Source organism: Citrobacter sp. 21OH12SH02A-Citro (assembly GCF_027919895.1).
GTDB classification, from domain to species: Bacteria; Pseudomonadota; Gammaproteobacteria; order Enterobacterales; family Enterobacteriaceae; genus Citrobacter; species Citrobacter braakii.
The window spans coordinates 4,459,472-4,478,401 of record NZ_CP114801.1 but is presented as its reverse complement, the minus strand read 5'-3'; the positions used below and the strand labels follow the sequence as shown (position 1 = coordinate 4,478,401).

19 protein-coding genes are annotated in these 18,930 nt (G+C 54.1%); 4 read left to right on the top strand and 15 right to left on the bottom strand.

Annotation, left to right across the window (positions count from 1 at the left end):
* Nucleotides 1-33: 33 nt before the first annotated feature.
* The 11 genes from phnK to O6D90_RS21550 form a co-directional block, all read right to left on the bottom strand.
* Nucleotides 34-792, bottom strand: coding sequence for a phosphonate C-P lyase system protein PhnK (gene phnK / locus O6D90_RS21600; protein ID WP_003844769.1), 759 nt, complete (start codon nt 790-792; stop codon nt 34-36).
* Complete coding sequence (gene phnJ / locus O6D90_RS21595; protein ID WP_049259807.1) at nt 789-1,580, bottom strand: alpha-D-ribose 1-methylphosphonate 5-phosphate C-P-lyase PhnJ; 792 nt, start codon at nt 1,578-1,580, stop codon at nt 789-791. The genes phnK and phnJ overlap by 4 nt, the downstream gene beginning before the upstream one ends.
* A gap of 46 nt (nt 1,581-1,626) precedes the next feature.
* The gene (locus tag O6D90_RS21590) at nt 1,627-2,694 is read right to left on the bottom strand and encodes a carbon-phosphorus lyase complex subunit PhnI (RefSeq protein ID WP_016155475.1); all 1,068 of its coding nucleotides are present in this window, start codon (nt 2,692-2,694) and stop codon (nt 1,627-1,629) included.
* The gene (gene phnH / locus O6D90_RS21585; RefSeq protein ID WP_003031824.1) at nt 2,694-3,278 is read right to left on the bottom strand and encodes a phosphonate C-P lyase system protein PhnH; all 585 of its coding nucleotides are present in this window, start codon (nt 3,276-3,278) and stop codon (nt 2,694-2,696) included. The genes O6D90_RS21590 and phnH overlap by 1 nt, the downstream gene beginning before the upstream one ends.
* Nucleotides 3,275-3,727, bottom strand: a complete 453-nt coding sequence (gene phnG, locus O6D90_RS21580; protein WP_016155476.1) for a phosphonate C-P lyase system protein PhnG — start codon at nt 3,725-3,727, stop codon at nt 3,275-3,277. Before phnG ends, phnH begins: the two co-directional genes overlap by 4 nt.
* On the bottom strand, nt 3,728-4,453 hold the full coding sequence (gene phnF / locus O6D90_RS21575) for a phosphonate metabolism transcriptional regulator PhnF (protein WP_016155477.1): 726 nt from the start codon (nt 4,451-4,453) through the stop codon (nt 3,728-3,730).
* A 20-nt stretch (nt 4,454-4,473) separates the two neighbouring features.
* On the bottom strand, nt 4,474-5,253 hold the full coding sequence (gene phnE / locus O6D90_RS21570; RefSeq protein ID WP_016155398.1) for a phosphonate ABC transporter, permease protein PhnE: 780 nt from the start codon (nt 5,251-5,253) through the stop codon (nt 4,474-4,476).
* A 104-nt stretch (nt 5,254-5,357) separates the two neighbouring features.
* Nucleotides 5,358-6,374: a phosphonate ABC transporter substrate-binding protein gene (gene phnD, locus O6D90_RS21565; protein ID WP_016155478.1), complete on the bottom strand. Its 1,017-nt coding sequence runs from the start codon at nt 6,372-6,374 to the stop codon at nt 5,358-5,360.
* A gap of 80 nt (nt 6,375-6,454) precedes the next feature.
* Nucleotides 6,455-7,243 (bottom strand): phosphonate ABC transporter ATP-binding protein, encoded by a 789-nt coding sequence (gene phnC, locus O6D90_RS21560; RefSeq protein WP_016155479.1) that lies wholly within the window; start codon nt 7,241-7,243, stop codon nt 6,455-6,457.
* A 132-nt stretch (nt 7,244-7,375) separates the two neighbouring features.
* A complete protein-coding gene (gene yjdN, locus O6D90_RS21555; RefSeq protein ID WP_016155401.1) occupies nt 7,376-7,822 on the bottom strand; it encodes a VOC family metalloprotein YjdN in 447 nt (148 codons plus the stop codon).
* Nucleotides 7,823-7,961: 139 nt separating this feature from the next.
* Nucleotides 7,962-8,297, bottom strand: coding sequence for a zinc ribbon domain-containing protein YjdM (locus O6D90_RS21550; RefSeq protein WP_003031835.1), 336 nt, complete (start codon nt 8,295-8,297; stop codon nt 7,962-7,964).
* Between the two features lie 539 nt (nt 8,298-8,836).
* Between O6D90_RS21550 and crfC the strand changes: the two genes are divergently transcribed.
* Both crfC and O6D90_RS21540 read left to right on the top strand, forming a co-directional pair.
* Entirely contained in the window at nt 8,837-11,194 is a 2,358-nt protein-coding gene (gene crfC / locus O6D90_RS21545) for a clamp-binding protein CrfC (protein ID WP_016155480.1), read from the top strand.
* Nucleotides 11,191-12,084, top strand: coding sequence for a diguanylate cyclase regulator RdcB family protein (locus O6D90_RS21540; RefSeq protein WP_016155481.1), 894 nt, complete (start codon nt 11,191-11,193; stop codon nt 12,082-12,084). Before crfC ends, O6D90_RS21540 begins: the two co-directional genes overlap by 4 nt.
* 30 nt (nt 12,085-12,114) lie before the next feature.
* On the opposite strand, the gene kdgT is transcribed toward O6D90_RS21540, so the two are convergent.
* On the bottom strand, nt 12,115-13,113 hold the full coding sequence (gene kdgT, locus O6D90_RS21535; RefSeq protein ID WP_016155482.1) for a 2-keto-3-deoxygluconate transporter: 999 nt from the start codon (nt 13,111-13,113) through the stop codon (nt 12,115-12,117).
* 699 nt (nt 13,114-13,812) lie between these two features.
* On the opposite strand from kdgT, the gene proP reads away from it, so the two are divergent.
* Complete coding sequence (proP, locus tag O6D90_RS21530; RefSeq protein WP_016155405.1) at nt 13,813-15,315, top strand: glycine betaine/L-proline transporter ProP; 1,503 nt, start codon at nt 13,813-13,815, stop codon at nt 15,313-15,315.
* Nucleotides 15,316-15,397: 82 nt separating this feature from the next.
* Nucleotides 15,398-15,487: an LpxT activity modulator PmrR gene (gene pmrR / locus O6D90_RS21525; protein WP_016155483.1), complete on the top strand. Its 90-nt coding sequence runs from the start codon at nt 15,398-15,400 to the stop codon at nt 15,485-15,487.
* Here the strand turns inward: pmrR and pmrB are convergent.
* The 3 genes from pmrB to eptA are packed head-to-tail and all read right to left on the bottom strand — an operon-like array spanning nt 15,481 to nt 18,874.
* Complete coding sequence (pmrB, locus tag O6D90_RS21520; RefSeq protein ID WP_233596285.1) at nt 15,481-16,512, bottom strand: two-component system sensor histidine kinase PmrB; 1,032 nt, start codon at nt 16,510-16,512, stop codon at nt 15,481-15,483. The two genes, pmrR and pmrB, sit on opposite strands and share 7 nt — an antisense overlap.
* Before the next feature lie 51 nt (nt 16,513-16,563).
* Nucleotides 16,564-17,232 carry a two-component system response regulator PmrA gene (gene pmrA, locus O6D90_RS21515; protein ID WP_016155408.1) on the bottom strand — a complete coding sequence of 223 codons (669 nt, stop codon included), beginning with the start codon at nt 17,230-17,232 and terminating at the stop codon, nt 16,564-16,566.
* Nucleotides 17,233-17,236: 4 nt separating this feature from the next.
* Nucleotides 17,237-18,874, bottom strand: a complete 1,638-nt coding sequence (gene eptA / locus O6D90_RS21510) for a phosphoethanolamine transferase EptA (protein WP_016155485.1) — start codon at nt 18,872-18,874, stop codon at nt 17,237-17,239.
* Between the last annotated feature and the right edge of the window lie 56 nt (nt 18,875-18,930).

The following is an 18,930-nucleotide window of genomic DNA, read 5'->3' as shown; positions in this document are numbered from 1 at the left end:
CCGGGTCGCGAAGCGCCACCCGGCAAGACAAAATCAGTTTTGCAAAACAGATGACACCAGCAACTGGGTATACGGATGATGCGGATCGTCGAGTACGCGGTCGGTTAACCCACTTTCCACCACCTGACCCTGCTTCATCACCAGCAAACGGTCGGCCAGCAGGCGCGCTACGCCCAGATCGTGGGTGACAATAACCACTGCCAGATCCAGTTCCACCACCAGGCCGCGCAGCAGGTCCAGCAGTTTGGCCTGTACGGAAACGTCCAGACCGCCGGTGGGCTCGTCCATAAACACCAGTTTGGGATGGGTGACGAGGTTGCGGGCGATCTGCAGTCGCTGCTGCATGCCGCCGGAAAAGGTGGTTGGCAGGTCGTCGATACGCGAGGCCGGGATCTCCACTTCCTCCAGCCAACGCTGCGCGGTGGCACGAATATCGCCGTAGTGGCGCGCCCCGGTGGCCATCAGGCGTTCGCCGATATTGCCGCCAGCGGAGACCTGACGGCGCAGGCCATCCAGCGGATGCTGATGCACCACGCCCCATTCGGTGCGCAGCAGACGGCGACGGTCGGCCTCGTTCATGCCGTACAGCGAACGGTTCTGATACAAAATCTCACCGCTCTGCGGCGTTAGCCGTGAAGAGATCGATTTCAGCAGCGTGGTTTTGCCGGAACCGGACTCGCCGACGATACCCAGCACTTCGCCAGGCCACAGGTCAAAAGAGACATCGCTGAAGCCCTTGCCCGGCGCGTAGAGATGGGTCAGGTTGTTGACTGAAAGCAGCGGTTGCGTCATTTGCTGAGGGCCTCACTCTGTTGGCGGCAGTAGTCGGTGTCGGAGCAGACAAACATGCGTTTGCCGGTGTCATCGAGCACCACTTCATCGAGATAGCTGTGGGTTGAGCCACAGATGGCGCAAGGCTCATCCCAGCTCTGCACGGTAAACGGGTGATCGTCGAAATCGAGGCTTTCCACGCGGGTGTAAGGTGGAACGGCATAGATGCGTTTTTCGCGGCCTGCGCCAAACAGTTGCAGGGCCGGCATCATGTCCATCTTCGGATTGTCGAATTTTGGAATTGGCGACGGGTCCATGACGTAGCGGTCGTTAACCTTCACCGGATAGGCGTAAGTGGTGGCGATATGGCCGAAGCGGGCGATATCTTCATACAGTTTCACCTGCATGATGCCGTACTCTTCCAGCGCGTGCATGGTGCGGGTTTCCGTTTCGCGCGGCTCGATAAAGCGCAACGGCTCGGGGATCGGGACCTGAAAGATAATGATCTGGTCTTCCACCAGCGGCGTTTCCGGGATGCGGTGGCGGGTCTGGATCAGCGTCGCGTCTTCCGTGCGCTCGGTGGTGTTCACCCCAGTCACGCGTTTAAAGAAGTTGCGAATCGACACGGCGTTAGTGGTGTCATCCGCGCCCTGGTCAATTACCTTCAGCACGTCCGGCTCGCCAATCACGCTGGCGGTGAGCTGAATACCGCCGGTTCCCCAGCCGTAGGGCATCGGCATTTCACGTCCGCCAAACGGTACCTGGTAACCGGGGATCGCCACCGCTTTCAGAATCGCGCGGCGAATCATGCGTTTGGTCTGCTCATCAAGATACGCAAAGTTGTAGCCGGAGAGGTTAGTGGTCACGGGTGGCCTCCTGTTGCAGGCGTTTGAGCAGTTCCAGCTCGGCCTGGAAATCGACGTAATGGGGAAGTTTGAGGTGCGAAACAAAACCCGCCGCCTCGACGTTATCCGCATGCGCCAGCACGAACTCTTCGTCCTGCGCCGGTCCCGTGACCGCTTCATCGTATTCGGCTGCCTGTAGGGCGCGGTCCACCAGCGCCATCGCCATCGCTTTACGTTCGCTCATGCCGAACACCAGCCCGTAGCCGCGGGTAAAATGGGGGGATTCGTTTTCTGGCGCGACAAAACCGTTGACCATTTCACATTCGGTCATCAGCAGTTCACCGACGTTCACCGCAAATCCCAGCTCTTCCGGTACGGTTTCCAGTGCCACATAGCCGCTGCGGATTTCGGCGGCAAACGGGTGATTACGCCCGTAGCCGCGTTGGGTGGAGTAGGCCAGCGCCAGCAGATATCCCTCATCGCCGCGCATCAGCTGTTGCAGGCGTGAAGCGCGTGAGCAGGGGTAGACCGGTGGCGTGCGGGTAATATCATCCGGCTGAGCGCCGTTATCCTCTTCACGCTTTGCCAGTCCCTGGTTGGCCAGCAGGGAAAAGACGTGCGGAGAGGCGTCCTGCGCGTCGTCTGCGCTGCGCAGGGGGGGCGTTTCGCCATTGGCCAGCAGGGTAAAATCCAGCAGGCGATGGGTGTAGTCATAAGTGGGACCTAACAACTGCCCGCCGGGAATATCCTTGTAGACCGCAGAGATTCGGCGCTCAAGGCGCATTTCTGCACTGTTAACCGGCTCGCTGACCGCCACCTTTGCCAGCGTAGTGCGGTAGGCGCGGAGCAAAAAGATGGCTTCGACGTTATCGCCGCTGGCCTGCTTCAGCGCCAGCGCGGCCAGTTCGCGGTCGGCGATGCCGCCTTCGGTCATCACCCGGTCGACGGCCAGGTTCATCTGTTGTTCGATTTGCGCCACGCTCAGTTCAGCAATGGTCTCATCGCCCCGGCGTCGGTTTTCCTGCAGGGCGTGGGCGTTGGCTATCGCCTTTTCGCCCCCTTTGACGGCGACGTACATCAGCACACCTCCACATGGGTAGTTCGCGGAATAGCCAGCAGGCGTTCGCCGCAGGTGAGGATCAGGTCGACCCCCAGCGGGAACGGATGCGGGCGTTCGGTGAGTTCGTGAATCAGGCATTCCGGTAGCTGTGGCGCGATCATGCGCTCTTCAGCGATACCGGCGCCGGTCAGACGCAGCATGCGTCCACCGCTTAAGCCAGAGACCTGCACAATCAGCGTGGCGCTGGTTTCTGGCGCGACGGCGGAACCGGCGGAGAGGGCGTTAAGCTGTTCGCTGCTGATGCGTTCGTCGGCGACGGCAAAGGCCGCCAACTGCGGCTGATCCACCAGCGGCGCGTTGGTGTGAAAACGCAGATTCTGCCGGGCGATATCGTTATCCATCGACGGCGCCAGCCAGACTGGCGTGTCGCCATCGACCAGGGTCAGTAGCACGCTGGTGGTTGCCAGGCCCAGTGGCTGCCAGCCGTGTTTCAGTTGATGGAGGGCGACGATCACGCCCGGCTCACTCATGGCCTTCAGCAGGCGACGAAAGCTCTGCTGAGCATCCTGAACGGGTAAATTAAAAGCGGTTTGTAAGGTCATGCGTTATCTCCGCGTACCAGCGTGAAGAAGTCGACCCGGCTGGCGTTGATTTCGGCACGGCGTGCGCTAATCAGCGCATCGCGTTCCGCTTCCAGCGGGGCAATTAAGGTTTCCATTAGGCTCTGGAAATGCGTTTGTTCCTGCAGCAGTGCGTCAATGACCGCACACTGCTCGGCGTGTTGTTTGTTGCGGCCCAGCAGGTAGCTGTAGCCCAGTGTGCCGCTCTTCAGGCGTACCACTGCGCGGGTAAGCGTGGTATCACCAGCAAAGAAGCGGTTGCCGGTGCCGCCCATGCGAGCCTGGAGCTGCATCAGTCCGCATTCCGGTGCGCGGATAAGTTCATAGTCTGGCGTCAGTTTGAGCGCGTGGATGCGGGCGTTCAGGGCATCGGCATTGCTGTAAGCCAGCGCGCGCATCCAGCGCTGGCGGGTCGCGGTATCGAAATGCATTCAGTGCTCCATAGTGAATTCGATCATGTCGGCGCGGGTCAGGCTGACGGAGTATTCCGCCGCGTGTTCTTCGCCTTCACGGTGGTTCAGGGTGCGCACGCACAGCAGCGGCGCCATATTGGGGATTTCCAGCACTTTGCTCTCTTTAGCCTGTGCGCGGCGGGCGCTGATGCGCGTTTGTGTGCGCAGGAGCGTCAGACCGGACTGTTCGCGCAGGTAGTCGTGCAGTGAGCCGTTGTTAAAGCCCTGCAGCAGCGGCCATAGCGTGAGGTCGGAAAAATAGTGGTCGATCTGGCACAGTGCGATACCGTTTACCCGGCGCAGGGTGCGCAGATGAATCACGTTATCGCCCTCGTTAATGCTGAGCGCATCGGCAATGTGACTGGAGGCCGGGCGCAGCACCGCCAGCAGTTTTTCGCTGGTGGGGTGGCTGCCCTGGTCCAGCAGGTTCTGGCTAAAGCGCGCCTGGGCATTAAGCGGGTAATCGAATGGGCGCATCAGCACCAGTACACCAACGCCCTGGCGACGCTGGACCCAACCACGCTCAACCAACTGGTCAATAGCGCGGCGCAGGGTGTGGCGGTTTACCTCGTAGCGCGCGGCAAGCTGATGCTCGGCGGGCAGATAGTCACCGCAGCGATAATGATGACGAAGCTCCTGCTCAAGTCTCGCGGCAATTTCCTGATAACGCGTTGGATAACTGGTCGGATGTGTAGACAAGTGCATAGCAATCAATGCCTCGCTAATCAGATAAAGTGCTTACGCAAACGCTGGGAAAGGAAATCCAGCAGGCTGACGGTGACGATGATTAACACCATCAGGGCGCAGGTTTGCTGGAACTGAAAGCCGCGAATCGCCTCCCATAAAGTCACGCCAATACCGCCCGCCCCCACCATTCCGACTACCGTGGCCGAGCGAACGTTGGATTCAAAACGATACAGCGAGTAGGAGATAAGCAGCGGCATAACCTGTGGCAGAACGCCGTACAGAATCTCTTCAATTTTGTTGGCCCCGGTGGCGCGAATGCCTTCTACCGGACCCGGCTCAATGGCTTCTACCGCTTCCGAAAGCAGCTTGGAAAGCACCCCGGTGGTGTGGATAAACAGTGCCATTACCCCGGCGAACGGACCTAAACCCACGGCGACCACGAACAGCATGGCGAAGACCATTTCATTGATGGCGCGGCAGGCGTCCATCAGGCGACGCATCGGCTGGTAAATCCACCACGGTACGAGGTTATCGGCGCACATCAGGCCAAAGGGAATCGACAGCACAACGGCGAGGGCGGTGCCCCAGACGGCAATTTGCAGGGTGACGGCCATTTCACCGAGATAGTCCTGCCACTGACTGAAGTCTGGCGGAAAGAAGTCGGCGGCGAAGGTCGCCATATTGCCGGAATCCTGGATCAGCGTGAGCGGAGCCATTTCGGCACCTTTCCACGAGACCACCAGCACGGCGAGAAGAATGGCCCAGCTCAGCAGTGAGAACCAGCTACGTTTGGGCGGGGCGACGGTGATGGTTTGCATGTTTAGCTCCGTGCGTAGGTTATCGCCGGATGGCAGCGTTTACGCCTTATCCGGCCTACAGAACATCGTCTGCCCGGTAAGCGAAACGCCACCGGGCATCAGGTTTACTGCACCGCTTTAGTCACGCTGGTCATGGCGCCCAGGGCGGCGGTCAAACGGTCAAGGTCGTCGAGCTGCGCTTTCAGCGCCGAGGTTTTGCTGCTTTTCTCTTCCTCGTTCAACCCTTTGTTGCCCTTCACGCCCTGCATCTCTTTAAACAGCGCCAGTTGGCGAATCGGTACCAGTTGCAGGTCGCTGGAGGCACGGAACGGTGCCCATCCCAGGCGTTCCAGGACGGTTTTCTGTTCCGGCGTTTTGCCGTAATTCATAAAGAAGTCGTACACCTTGTCCTTGGTGGTTTCGGAGAGGTTTTTGCGCCAGACGATCGGATCGCCCGGGATCAGCGGTGACTTCCAGATAACCTTCAGCTCTTTCAGTTTTTCCGGTGCGGAGGTTTTCAGCTTGTCGAGGTTTTCAGTGTTGTTGGTGGCGACATCGACCTGTTTGTTGGCGACGGCCAGCGCGTTGGTTTCGTGTCCGGCGTTAACGGTGCGTTTGAAGTCGCTGGCGGAGATGTTGTTTTTGGCGAAGACGTAGTAACCGGGGACGAGGAAGCCTGACGTTGAGTTGGGATCGCCGTTGCCGAATGTCAGATCCTTACGTTTGGCGATCAGATCGTTCAGGTTGTTGATCGGACTGTCTTTGTTAACGATCAACACGCTCCAGTATCCCGGGGAGCCGTCGGCAGCGACGGTTTGGGCAAACACTTGTCCGTTAGCGCGATCCACCGCTTCCATTGCCGAGAGGTTGCCGTACCAGGCGATATCAACTTTGTTAAAACGCATTCCCTGAATGATCCCGGCGTAGTCCGGGGCGAAGAAGGCGTTCACTTTCACGCCCAACGATTTTTCCATGTCCTTCAGGAACGGTTCCCACTGTGGCTTCAGGTTTTGCTGTGATTCGGTCGAAATAATGCCAAAGTTCAGCGCTTTTTCTTGCTCTTCGGCCTGCGCCGGGCTGAACAAGGTGCTGATGCTGAACATGCTGGTAAAGGCCAGCGCGGCAACGGTCTTATAGCTCATGTTGTTTCCTTAATTAGTCTTTGTTCCAGGCTATTTCACTTGCCAGCCTGGCTGCGCCAATAACACCTGGTTTTTTAGAACTATGCAGCCTGCGCGTTCTTTTCGACGCGGTTCATGCTGCGGTAGAGATGGTCAAAACGATCGTTATCAAAATGCTGACTGCTGCCATCAAAGAAGACGTTGCCCTGACGAAGCGCGACAATGCGTTCGCAGTAGCGCAGGGCGTAATCCACCTGATGCAGCGTGACGACCACGGTGATGCCGTCGGTCTGGTTAATGTCGCGTAGGGTGTCCATCACGATGCGTGCGGATTCCGGGTCCAGCGAGGCTATCGGCTCGTCGGCAAGGATCACTTTGGCTTGCTGCATCAGCGCGCGGGCAATCGCCACGCGCTGCTGTTGCCCGCCCGAAAGCGTGGAAACGCGCTGGTATGCAAAGTGCGCCATGCCAACGCGGGTCAGCGCCTGTAATGCACGCTGTTTCTGTTCCTGGCTAAACCAGCTAAAACAGGTGCGCCAAAACGGCGTGCTGCCGAGTGCGCCAATCAGGACGTTTTCCAGTACCGTCAGGCGGTTAACCAGATTGAACTGCTGGAAGATGTAGCCGGTGTGGGCGCGGCTTTTGCGGATATCGCGCGCCAGGCGGCCTTCATGTTGAACGGTACGACCCAGCAGTTCGACGTGGCTACCCGGGGATTTATCACCGACGATCAAACCGCTTAAATGACGTAAAAGGGTGGATTTGCCGGAGCCAGACGGCCCAAGCAGAGCCACCATCTCACCGGAACAGATGTTCAGATCAACCGCATTGAGCGCCTGATGTTGATTGAAGGACTTGGAGAGTTTTTCGACGCGAATAATCGTTTGCATGATGCGGCCTCCCTTAAAAAGTGGCCCCATCGTGGCGGATCAATGTGACGTTTTCGTTAAGGGATGGTTACTTGGTGATGAAGAGTTGAGCGATTTTTGATGACAGTACGGGAGGGCTGGCCTCCCGTTGGATTACTCTGTAGGTTGCTGCTGTTTGACGACGTTGATCATCCACGGCACGCCATACCGATCGCTCACTTTACCAAAACCATGAGCCCAGAAGGTTTCCTGCCAGTCCATTTCGATTTTTCCGTTTGCTGCCAGGTTATCAAACCAGCGTTTGCCTTCGTCGACGTTTTGCGTGTCGAGTACCAGTGTAAAGCCAGAGTAGTGGGCATTTCCGTCGGGGGCGCTATCGCTCATCATGATGTCGCTGCCCGCAACGCGCAGGTTGGCGTGGGCAATGGCGGTATCGGGGAATTTCATGCCTGAAGGGCAACCCTCTTCGCTGTTCTGCGCCGGTTTGGGCATTTCACCGAAGTTGATTTTGTAGAGTAGCTCAGCGCCTAATGTTTTTTGGTAGTAGGCGATAGCATCAGCGCAGTTGCCTGCGAAGGAGATATAGGGACTTAACGGCATAATCTTTACCTCAGGTAAAAGAAACCAGTTAAGTGTAGTTATCGTCTGCAAAAATAAGCCAGGCGGGAAGTATGAGCTTCCCGCCTGGCAGATGAGCTGGCATCGGCCTGATTGACGTAGCGCCATCAGGCAATTTGCATCAGTTCTTTTTCACAAACTCAGATTTCAGCTTCATTGGGCCAAAGCCATCGATTTTGCAATCGATGTTGTGGTCGCCTTCAACCAGACGGATGTTCTTCACTTTGGTCCCGATCTTCAACATGGAAGAGCTACCTTTTACCTTCAGGTCTTTCACTACGGTAACGCTGTCGCCGTCAGCCAGCAGGTTGCCGTTGGCATCTTTAACGATCAGTTCGTCGCTGTCCTGAGCCGGTTCAGCATCGTTCCATTCGTGAGCGCATTCCGGGCAGATGAACATGCCGTTATCTTCGTAAGTGTATTCGGAGTTGCATTGTGGGCAGTGTGGTAATGACATGTGGATTTCCTCAAAAGTCAGCAGGGGCAAATGCGCCCAAAAATGGCAGATTGCCGAAAAAGGCCGCAATTATACATAAAATCCCTGCTTTTGTCGGGACTACTGCGTGATTATGCAAAATGATCTGCTGTAAAGACCCTTTGCTTTTACCTCAATGAAAGTATGGCGGAATATTTTTTAAGGGAAATTGCTACGCTTAGGTATTTAAGATAAGGTGAGGCGAAATATCTGATATTCATAGGTAACGTTGCTTACGGATGCCTAAGCCATTGTGATTGAATATCATTGACCCCCTTAATTTTAGTAGGGGGATTACGCGGGTATTTTTTAAAACTGAACTACGCTGTTTATCTTTCTTACTTATTACATAAGTGAGAGGCATCCGGCCAGCGGTTATACGCCAAATTTATTTTAATAATATCAGTTGGTTGTTTTGATTTTAATTATTTCTACACGTAATTATAAAAGCCAAAAAATCTATAAATAAAACGATTGGGCTAAATAAAAGTAATGCCATTTGCGTTAAGGAAGAATTTTCCATGCACACACAGACAATATATGAATTAAGTCAGGAAGCGGAACGCTTGCTGATGCTCTCGCTTGAACATCTCAGGCAATTGCAAAAATTGCCTATGACGTCGTTGGATGATGTCGCGCTAAAACAAGGAGAGCATAGCAGACAGGTGGTTCAGCCTCTGCATTTCAGCGTGCGTGGCATGGATGTCCAGCAGGCAACGCTCAATAATGAACTGCGTAAGATTACGCGTCTGGAAATGGTGCTGGCGATTGTCGGTACCATGAAAGCGGGAAAATCGACGACGATTAACGCGATTGTGGGGACCGAAGTTTTACCTAATCGTAATCGTCCCATGACGGCGCTACCAACGTTAATTCGCCATACGCCGGGGCAGAAAGAGCCGGTGTTGCATTTTTCACATGTCACGCCTATCGATGCCTTAATGAAGGTTTTACAGCAGCGCGTGCGCGAGTGCGATCGCCAGCGTCTTACGCAGACCCTGGAAATTGATAAGGATATGAATGTTCTGCTGCAGCATATTGAAAACGGCGTGGCATTTGAGCGGTATTACCTTGGCGCACAGCCTATTTTCCATTGCCTTAAAAGTCTGAATGACCTGGTGCGTTTGTCAAAAGCGCTGGAAGTGGATTTTCCTTTTGCCGCCTATGCCGCGATTGAGCATATTCCGGTTATCGAGGTCGAATTTGTCCATTTGGCCGGTCAGGCGAGCTATCCTGGGCAATTAACCCTGCTGGATACGCCGGGGCCGAATGAGGCCGGGCAACCGCACTTGCAAAAGATGCTGAATGAACAGCTGGTGCGGGCTTCTGCGGTACTGGTGGTGATGGATTACACCCAACTGAAATCGATTTCCGATGAAGAAGTGCGCCACGCGATCATGGCGGTCGGCAAGTCAGTGCCGCTGTATGCGCTGGTGAACAAATTCGATCAGAAAGACCGCAACAGTGACGATGAAGAGCAGGTGCGGGCGTTAATTTCCGGCACGCTGATGCAAGGCGGGATTGCCCCGGAGCGAATCTATCCGGTTTCTTCGATGTGGGGGTATCTGGCGAACAGGGCGCGTCATGAGCTGATGACTCGCGGGCGGCTGCCGGATCACCAGGTGCAACGTTGGGTACAGGATTTTGCCGAAGCGGCGCTTGGCCGACGCTGGTGCACCAACGATCTTGAGGATACGGAGCACATCCGCCATGCAGCCGATCTGTTGTGGGAGGATTCACTGTTTGAGCAGCCGATCCAGAAAGTGATTCATGCCGCTTACGCCAATGCTTCGCTGTATGCGCTACGCTCAGCGTCGCATAAGTTATTGAACTATGCGCAAAGCGCGCACGAATATCTGGAGTTTCGCGCCCATGGGTTAACGGTTGCCTATGAAAAACTGCGGCTGAACATCACGCATATTGAAGAGGATATGCAGCAGTTAGAAGTGAGTCAGGGGCGGGTGAGTGATGAAGTCAGTCATGAGGTCGAGCTGGCGCTGGAGGCTGCCGCGGCCTATCTCAATGAGCAACAGACTGAGATTCTGTGCGGCATCAACACGTTCTTTATCAAAGAAAATGTCCTGATGATGTCACAACATGGCCAGGGGGCTGGCGTTTCCTCGGCAGAAATGGCCGGAGAAATGCTGGTGTTGCACGATGAAGGGCAGGCGAAAATCGTGCTGGATAAAATGCGCTCGTCCTGTGAAGTTGTCTTGCTGGCAGCGCAGGAAAGCATCAGCCGGGATTTAGCTCTGCGCTTTGAACAGCTTGAGTCGACGCTGTCCCGGGCGCTAAATGACGCCATGCGCCCCATTGAGCAGCGGGTGAAAGAGGAGCTGAACCACGCTGGTTTTCGTGCGCGGATCCGTTTTCCGGCGTTTCATGCGGCGATGTTTAACTTCAACACCCGCCAGTTGTTCAACGAGGCCATTGAGCAGGATATTCCGGCGGAAAATGCGCCGTCAACTGGCGGTGTGGTGCGTGATACCTTCTCTCGCTGGTTGAATCAGCCCAACTGGGGATGGAATGAGTACGTCGAAACAAAAACGCGTTATCTCATTGATATGGGCGCACTGCATAAGAACCTTGTGCACTATGTCACCCAGTTTTGCCAACAAATTCGTAAAGCTTTAGCTGCGCAGGTCGATATTTCCGTTACGGCAGGCATGGCCACGTTTTTTGCTGATTTTTCACTGTGTTTGACGCAATTACAGGCGAGCCTGCGTGAGAGTCTGACCCTGCGCCAGCAAAATGAATCTGCGGTGAATGCCTTGAACGAACAACTGCAGCATCGCATTACGACTGCGGCATGGCTTTATGAAGATTCCCGCTTGCTGCGCGACGATATCAATACCCTTTTTGCAACCGAGCACACATGACTAACGTGTTACTGGAAGGCCCCGGGCGGACGCTGGAGTGTGTCTACCCGAAGTTTATGGTCGATCTGGTTCAGGGAGATGAAACCAAACGTTCCGGTGGTTTTCTGCAACAGCAGCAGCGGCTGCGTGCGCGTCTGACGCAGGAGGTGCTATCCCAGACGCAACTGCGAGCATGGGTGTTGGCAGGTGTGTCCAGCGAGCATCTGGTGATGCGTCTAAAACTGGTGGAAAAACTGGCGGGCATGATCGATCCGGGCCATCTGGCGCTGGTACGGATCGCCGAAGGGTTGATGTTTTTACAACAAACCGAACACCCGCGTGGACTCTCCACGCCTGGTCTTCTGCAGCAGATAAATTCACTCGCTGACTGGTTTACCCAGCGCGGCGCTTATAAAGAGAAGGCGGTGACGCAACGCGGCCTGACGGTGCAAGCGGGCGAACATAGCGAGCAAATTTTTACCCGCTGGCGGGCTGGCGCGTATGACGGCTGGTCGTTACCTGGACGCTGTTTTGTGGCGTTAGAGGAGCTGCGTTGGGGAGCCTTTGGTGACGCCTGCCGGTTAGCAAATGCCGATGTGGTGTCAATGCTAAAAGACAACCTGCGAACGATGGCTGCTCAGGCGCTGGCAGACAGCGTGAATGCGGCCCCCGCCACGCGTCATTACTATCATCATTGGCTCAGCACGCCGGTTGTTGGCGGCTCGGCTGAGCACAACGATATGTTGAGCTGGCTCGGGGACTGGTGCGATGCGCAGCGTCATCCGGTGAGCTGGTCGGTGACGCAGCGTTGGCAAAATGTGGCGTTGGGCATGCCGAGATTGTGTTCGGCGAAGCGGCTGGTTGATGCGATGGTTGAGGAGATTTTTGCACCGTTCCCGCTCATCAATTGAGCAGGAACGGTGAGTGGGATAAAGGCAGGTTTAGTGGTGCAGTGAGTCTGCCGGGGTAGCCGCCGTCTCATTGACGACCGGGTTTTTATTAAAACGTTTGGCATACAGCGCGGTGATAATCGGCACCAGAATCGCGGTGACTATCACGCTGGCGGCAACCAGCGCCGTAGCGGATGCGGCAACCGGTTCAAATGCCGGGTTAATCTGGGCGATAATCACCGGGTTTGCCACTGCAGCGCCTGCCGCAGAAGAGGCTGCTACGCCTGCCGTACCGTTCCCGCCACCAATAACGCGGTCAGCAATAATCAGCGGAATACCGGTGATGACGATAACCGCGACGCCCAGCAGGATGCCCAGCAGACCCGTATCAACGATGACGCTCAGGTTAATCGTGTTGCCCAGCGCGAAGCCGAAGAACGGGATCAGCACCGGCGTGGCTTTGCTGAAGAAGGAACGCAGATCGTGATCCAGGTTACCCAACGCAAAACCAATCAGGAACGGTAATACCGCGCCGACAAAATGGTGTGGTTCGAAGGAAGCCAGACCCGCGGAGCCGAGGATCACCATGGTCATTAACGGACCGGATTCCAGAGACATCAACACAAATGCGCCAGACTCTTCTTTGGTTCCGTACTGGTTCATCAGGCTGGCGTACAAACCGCCGTTGGTCATGTCCATCGCTGAAACAATTGCCAGTACCGAAAGACCGGCAAAGAACCCGGTTTGAATACCGGTATCAGGAATAAATGAAGCAGCAATCATTGCCACTACCCATGCCACGGCTATTTTAGTTAATACCAGTGTGCCGGATTTGCGTAATACCGTGCCGGTTGCCCGTAAATCAATAGATGCACCGATACAAAAAAACCACACTGCCAGAATCGGCACCGTTCCGCTGATCATTCCTTTGGTAAACGAACCGAAATACGCGCCGGTATCCGGAGCTAACGTATTTAACACTGCGCCTAATAACAAAGGAATCAACATCATTCCGCCAGGGATGCGTTCAATCGTGGCTTTAATTTTCATAAGCGTCCTCATCTCTTGTCGCAGGTAATACACGCGCAAGGAAATAAAAATTAATAAATTCAAGTGTTTACTGTTGTTTCTTAACAAAGAAAACAGCTATCTCTTTGTTTTATAAAATCTAACGCGGCATACGTTGAGCGTGTTGCTGCTCCCAGGGATATTGCGTCTGGAATTAGTTTGCATTCATGGGAACATTGATTCAATCAAAATAAAACGATGTTTTAGTTATCTTCATCACATATTCCGAGCAAAAGTTCCTGAGTGCTCTGATAATTAAAAAAGCTGTGATCTTTTTGTGAAGAGATTAGGTGGGTTTTTGCCTAGCAGAATAATAGTGACTGTTGTGATTGTTGGTGCAACAAAGCGATTTATTCTTGTATTTAATTGCCAGAAAATCGCAAGCATTACATGTAAAAAAGTTGACTAAGAATGACCTGATTTACGCATGTTGACGAAATGGAAATCTATATGTGAAGTTGATCACAAATTTAAACACTGTTAGGGTAAAGAGGTCATTAACCGCCCAATCAGGCGTCAACAGGTTCGGTTGTACTGCTCGTTTCTCGTCAGTGTAAGTAAACCTGCTACGCTTGTTACAGGGAATGCGTCTGTGCATTCCCCGCTCGGTGATGACCTTGACGCAGGGGCGTTGAGGGACTCGATCTGTAGCGTGACAGGGCTAAGTCTATGAGGACGAGTATGCTAAAAAGGAAAAAAATAAAACCAATTACGCTGCGCGACGTTACCATCATTGATGACGGTAAACTGCGAAAAGCCATTACCGCGGCGTCGTTAGGTAATGCGATGGAGTGGTTTGATTTTGGTGTTTATGGGTTTGTTGCTTACGCATTAGGTAAAGTGTTCTTCCCGGGGGCTGACCCCAGCGTACAGATGGTTGCTGCACTTGCCACCTTCTCTGTTCCCTTTCTGATTCGACCGCTTGGTGGATTGTTCTTCGGTATGCTTGGCGATAAATACGGTCGTCAGAAGATCCTCGCTATCACTATTGTGATTATGTCGATAAGTACCTTCTGTATCGGTCTTATTCCCTCGTATGCCTCGATTGGTATCTGGGCGCCGATTCTGCTGTTGCTGTGTAAAATGGCGCAGGGGTTCTCGGTCGGCGGAGAGTATACCGGGGCGTCGATTTTTGTCGCAGAGTACTCGCCAGACCGTAAGCGCGGATTTATGGGCAGCTGGCTGGACTTCGGCTCGATTGCCGGGTTTGTGCTGGGTGCGGGCGTGGTAGTCCTGATCTCAACTATCGTCGGCGAAGAAAACTTCCTTGAGTGGGGCTGGCGTATTCCGTTCTTCCTGGCGCTACCGTTAGGGCTTATTGGCCTGTACCTGCGTCATGCACTGGAAGAGACTCCGGCGTTCCAGCAGCACGTGGATAAACTGGAGCAGGGCGATCGTCAGGGACTGCAGGACGGTCCGAAGGTGTCGTTTAAAGAGATTGCGACCAGGCACTGGCGCAGTCTGCTGGCATGTATTGGTCTGGTGATTGCCACCAACGTCACCTATTACATGCTGCTCACCTATATGCCGAGCTACCTGTCGCATAACCTGCATTACTCTGAAGACCACGGCGTGCTGATTATTATCGCCATCATGATTGGTATGCTGTTTGTGCAGCCGGTGATGGGTCTGCTCAGCGACCGCTTCGGGCGCCGTCCGTTTGTGATTATGGGCAGTATTGCGCTGTTTGTGCTGGCTATTCCGGCATTTATTCTGATTAACAGTAACGTCATCGGCCTGATTTTCGCCGGGTTGCTGATGCTGGCGGTGATCCTCAACTGCTTTACCGGGGTGATGGCGTCAACGTTACCAGCGATGTTCCCGACGCATATTCGCTACAGTGCCCTGGCCGCAGCGTTTAATATCTCGGTATTGGTCGCCGGTCTGACACCGACGTTGGCCGCATGGCTGGTGGAAAGCTCTCAGAATCTGATGATGCCTGCTTATTATCTGATGGTGATTGCGGTGATAGGTTTAATTACCGGCGTGACCATGAAAGAGACGGCTAATCAGCCGCTGAAGGGGGCTACGCCTGCCGCTTCGGATATTCATGAAGCGAAAGAGCTCCTCGGCGAGCACTACGATAATATTGAGCATAAAATCGAAGATATCGATCAGGAAATTGCTGAGCTGCAGCTTAAGCGTACGCGCCTGGTGCAGCAGCATCCGCGGATTGATGAGTAATCATGTGATTTATCATATCCACTTAAGGTTGGCTTAATCTGTGTCAGGCAAACTCTCCTCCAGAGTATCGGAGGAGAGTGTCATGAAAAACCGCATTTATGAAAGTTTGACCACCGTGTGCAGCGTGCTGATCGTCAGCAGCTTTTTGTACGTTTGGGTGAGTACTTACTGACCTTTCTCTAATTCCACCCAAGCGCGAGTGCCGGTGGTTCCCTGACGATTTTGCAAATAGAAATGCCCGTGATGTAACTGGGTGATACGACTGACAATGCTCAGCCCCAGCCCAATCCCGCCAAAACGGCTGTCCATACGCACAAACGCTTTACTCAGCTCCCCGCATTTACTCTCATCAATGCCAGGGCCTTCATCTTCGACGGCGATAACGGCATCATGCTCTGTATTCAGGCTAATCGTAATATGGGTGCCTTCCGGGCTGTAACGATGCGCGTTCTCCACCAGATTTCGCAGCAGCATTCGTAATAGCGTCGCATCGCCACGTACGACAACGTCCGCCGTGCTTTGCGGTAGGAGCAGCGTCTGCTGACGCTGGTCCAGCATGGTGCTGAGTTCATCGTAGGAGGGCAAAATCACGTCCTCCAGCAGTTTGACGTGTTGGTAGCTCCCGGCCGAGAACGACTGTCCAACGCGGGCGAGTTGCAGCAGTTGCGACACGCTGTCCATCATTTGGTCAAGGCGGGCAATTAACGGTGAAACGTCGACCTTATGGGTTTTGGACAGTAATTCCAGATGCAGGCGAACGCCTGACAGTGGGGTGCGCAGTTCGTGGGCGACATCGGCGGTAAATAAGCGTTCGTTTTCAATGGTGCTCGTCAGCCGCGTCACCAGCTCGTTGAGCGCTGAGACGACCGCCTGGATCTCAACGGTTGAACTGTGAACTTCAATCGGAGCAAGGTTATCGGCTGCCCGCGTTTCTAACTCTTTTTGCAGATCCGCCAGCGGGCGAGTAATACGTCGCACTGCCTGGTAGCAAATCAGCAGCGTCAGGCTGACCATAAAGATACCGGGGACGATCAGGCTGGCGATGGCCTCGCGGATTTCATGCAGGATGTGGCGATCGTTGTTACGATTTTCGCGTAACGCCTGTTCGAATAGCTGTATTTGTTCGGTGCTTTCGTGCCACAACCAGAAGGTGCTAATCAACTGGAAGACTAGCAGAATAAGACCGATGGTCAGCATCAGGCGATGACGCAGCGGGAGCGGTTTTTTTAGATATTGCAGTAGCTTCACTTAGCTTTCCTCAGTGGCAACCAGCATATAGCCAAATCCCCTGACTGTGCGGATACGTGATTTACCCACTTTGTCCCGCAGGTTGTGAATGTGCACTTCCAGCGTATTGGTCGACGGTTCGTTATCCCAGCTGTAGATGTCGTTATACAGGATCTCCCGGTGTACCGGGCTGCCCGCTTTAAGCATCAGGCGCGACAGGAGTGCGTATTCTTTCGGCGTTAAGATAACCTCTTGTCCATCCATCCACACCTGGCGACGACCGATATTCAGCGTCAGGTTACTGACAATGAGTTCACTTTCACCCTGATTGTTATGACGACGCAGCAGCGCCCGGATGCGGGCATGCAGTTCTTCCAGTGCGAACGGTTTGACCAGATAGTCATCGGCGCCAACGTCCAGCCCGCTGACTCGGTCTTTCACTGTATCGCGGGCGGTGAGGATAAGCACCGGCACGGTGTATTTTTTCTGTCTGATGCGGTTCAGGAAGTGCAGGCCGTCTTCATCCGGTAAGCCCAGGTCCAGAACCACCAGACTGTAATGGCCGGTCTCCAGACACTGCTCCGCGGCACGGGCCGTTGATACGCCGTCGCAGGCATAGCCTTCTGTTTGCGCGGCGAGTATCAGTCCCTGTAATAACAACGTATCGTCTTCAACAATCAGAATTTTCATTCGTTTAGCCTCCCCGGCAGGGTTGCAGAATATCATCTGCCGACTGATATTTCTGTGTTTGCACGCCTGTTAATCCCAGCAGGGTTGAGAAGAGATTATCCTGTGAGAAGTCCTCTGAGCCTGCCCGTTTTTGCAAACATGTCTGAGAGACTTGATAGCGTTGCTGATAATCTTCTGAGAGCCACAGCAGCATCGGCACATGTTTTTGCGTATCTGGCGCAATCGAATATGGCAGGCCGTGTAAATAGATGCCATTTTCCCCTAAGGATTCACCGTGATCGGAAAGGTAGACCAGGCTGGTGGTGAAATTATCTTGATGCTCTTTCAGTATATTGATTGCTTTATCAACAATATAGTCGACGTAAAGAATGGTGTTGTCATAGGTATTGACCAACTGTTGCTGTGAACACGTCTGGATTTCGTTGGTGTCACAGGTTGGCGTAAATTTCTTGAACTGCGCAGGATAGCGGTTGTAATAGGTCGGACCGTGGCTGCCGATGGTGTGCAGCACAATCACGCCGTCGCCTTGCAGGTTATTAATGTACTCTTCCAGCCCGTGGAACAGCACGTCATCGTAGCATTCCCCGTCAATACACTGCCCTGGCAGGTTCAGCTTAGTCATATTCTGGTGCGGTACCCGGTCACATGCCCCTTTGCAGCCGCCGTCGTTATCGTTCCACAGAACGTTAATTCCCGCCCGCTGAATAATGTCGAGCACGCCTTCCTGATGCTGCGCCAGTTCTTCATCGTAGTGCGCGCGTGGCATACCCGAGAACATGCAGGGGACAGATACTGCCGTTGCCGTTCCGCAGGATGTGGTGCGGGGGAAATAGACCACATCATCTTTTTCCAGCAACGGGTTGGTCTGGCGCGAATAGCCTGACAGCGAGAAGTTATCGCCGCGTGAGGTCTCGCCGAGCACCACAATCGTCAGGTTCTTACGCTTTTCTTTCACCATCAACGGATTGCGATGGGCGTCTTCACCAATGCGTACCAGCGGCAGGTGGGCCAGCCTCTGGTGTGAATACCAGGAAGAGGTCGCCACAATGCTGTTGGATGGGCTGAGGGATTTCACCAGTTCTTTATTGTTGCGAAACAGTGAGGCGTAATCTTTGTAGAAGAACGCGGCGACCAGCACGATCAGCAGCGCGGAGATCAGAATATTCGCGCCACGGAACAGTACGCTGCGCATGGCCGGGGCGATCGGTTTGATTCTTATCCAGCAGGCAATGAGCGCGGCGAGAATGCCGCTCACTCCGAGCGTGATGAGCATTTGCGGCGTCAGCAAAGCAAAGGTTTCGGCGGGTGTGGTGTCCATCATATTGGCGATCATCGAGCGGTCAATGATGATGCCGTAGGTCATGATGAAATATTGGGCCGATGCGCCAACCAGAATGAAAACGCAGGCCACCAGGCGATTAAGCCACAGGAATGAGGCCAGCGTCAGCACAATGTTCATGACGCTGAAAGCGACGACCGGCATCGACAAAAACACCAACAGGTTGCGCACGGAATCCAGGGGCAGTTCTTGCAGCACTTGTTTATAGAACGCAATGTTCAGGAAAGTCGCAAGATAAAATGAGATCAGGAGAAGCCAGCTGATTAGCCCGAGAGTGGGTCTTTTAAACAGGTGCTTTAACATTAAGGGGGTTCCATCGACTAAGTGGTACAAATCCTCTCAAAGTAAAATTAAGCCAA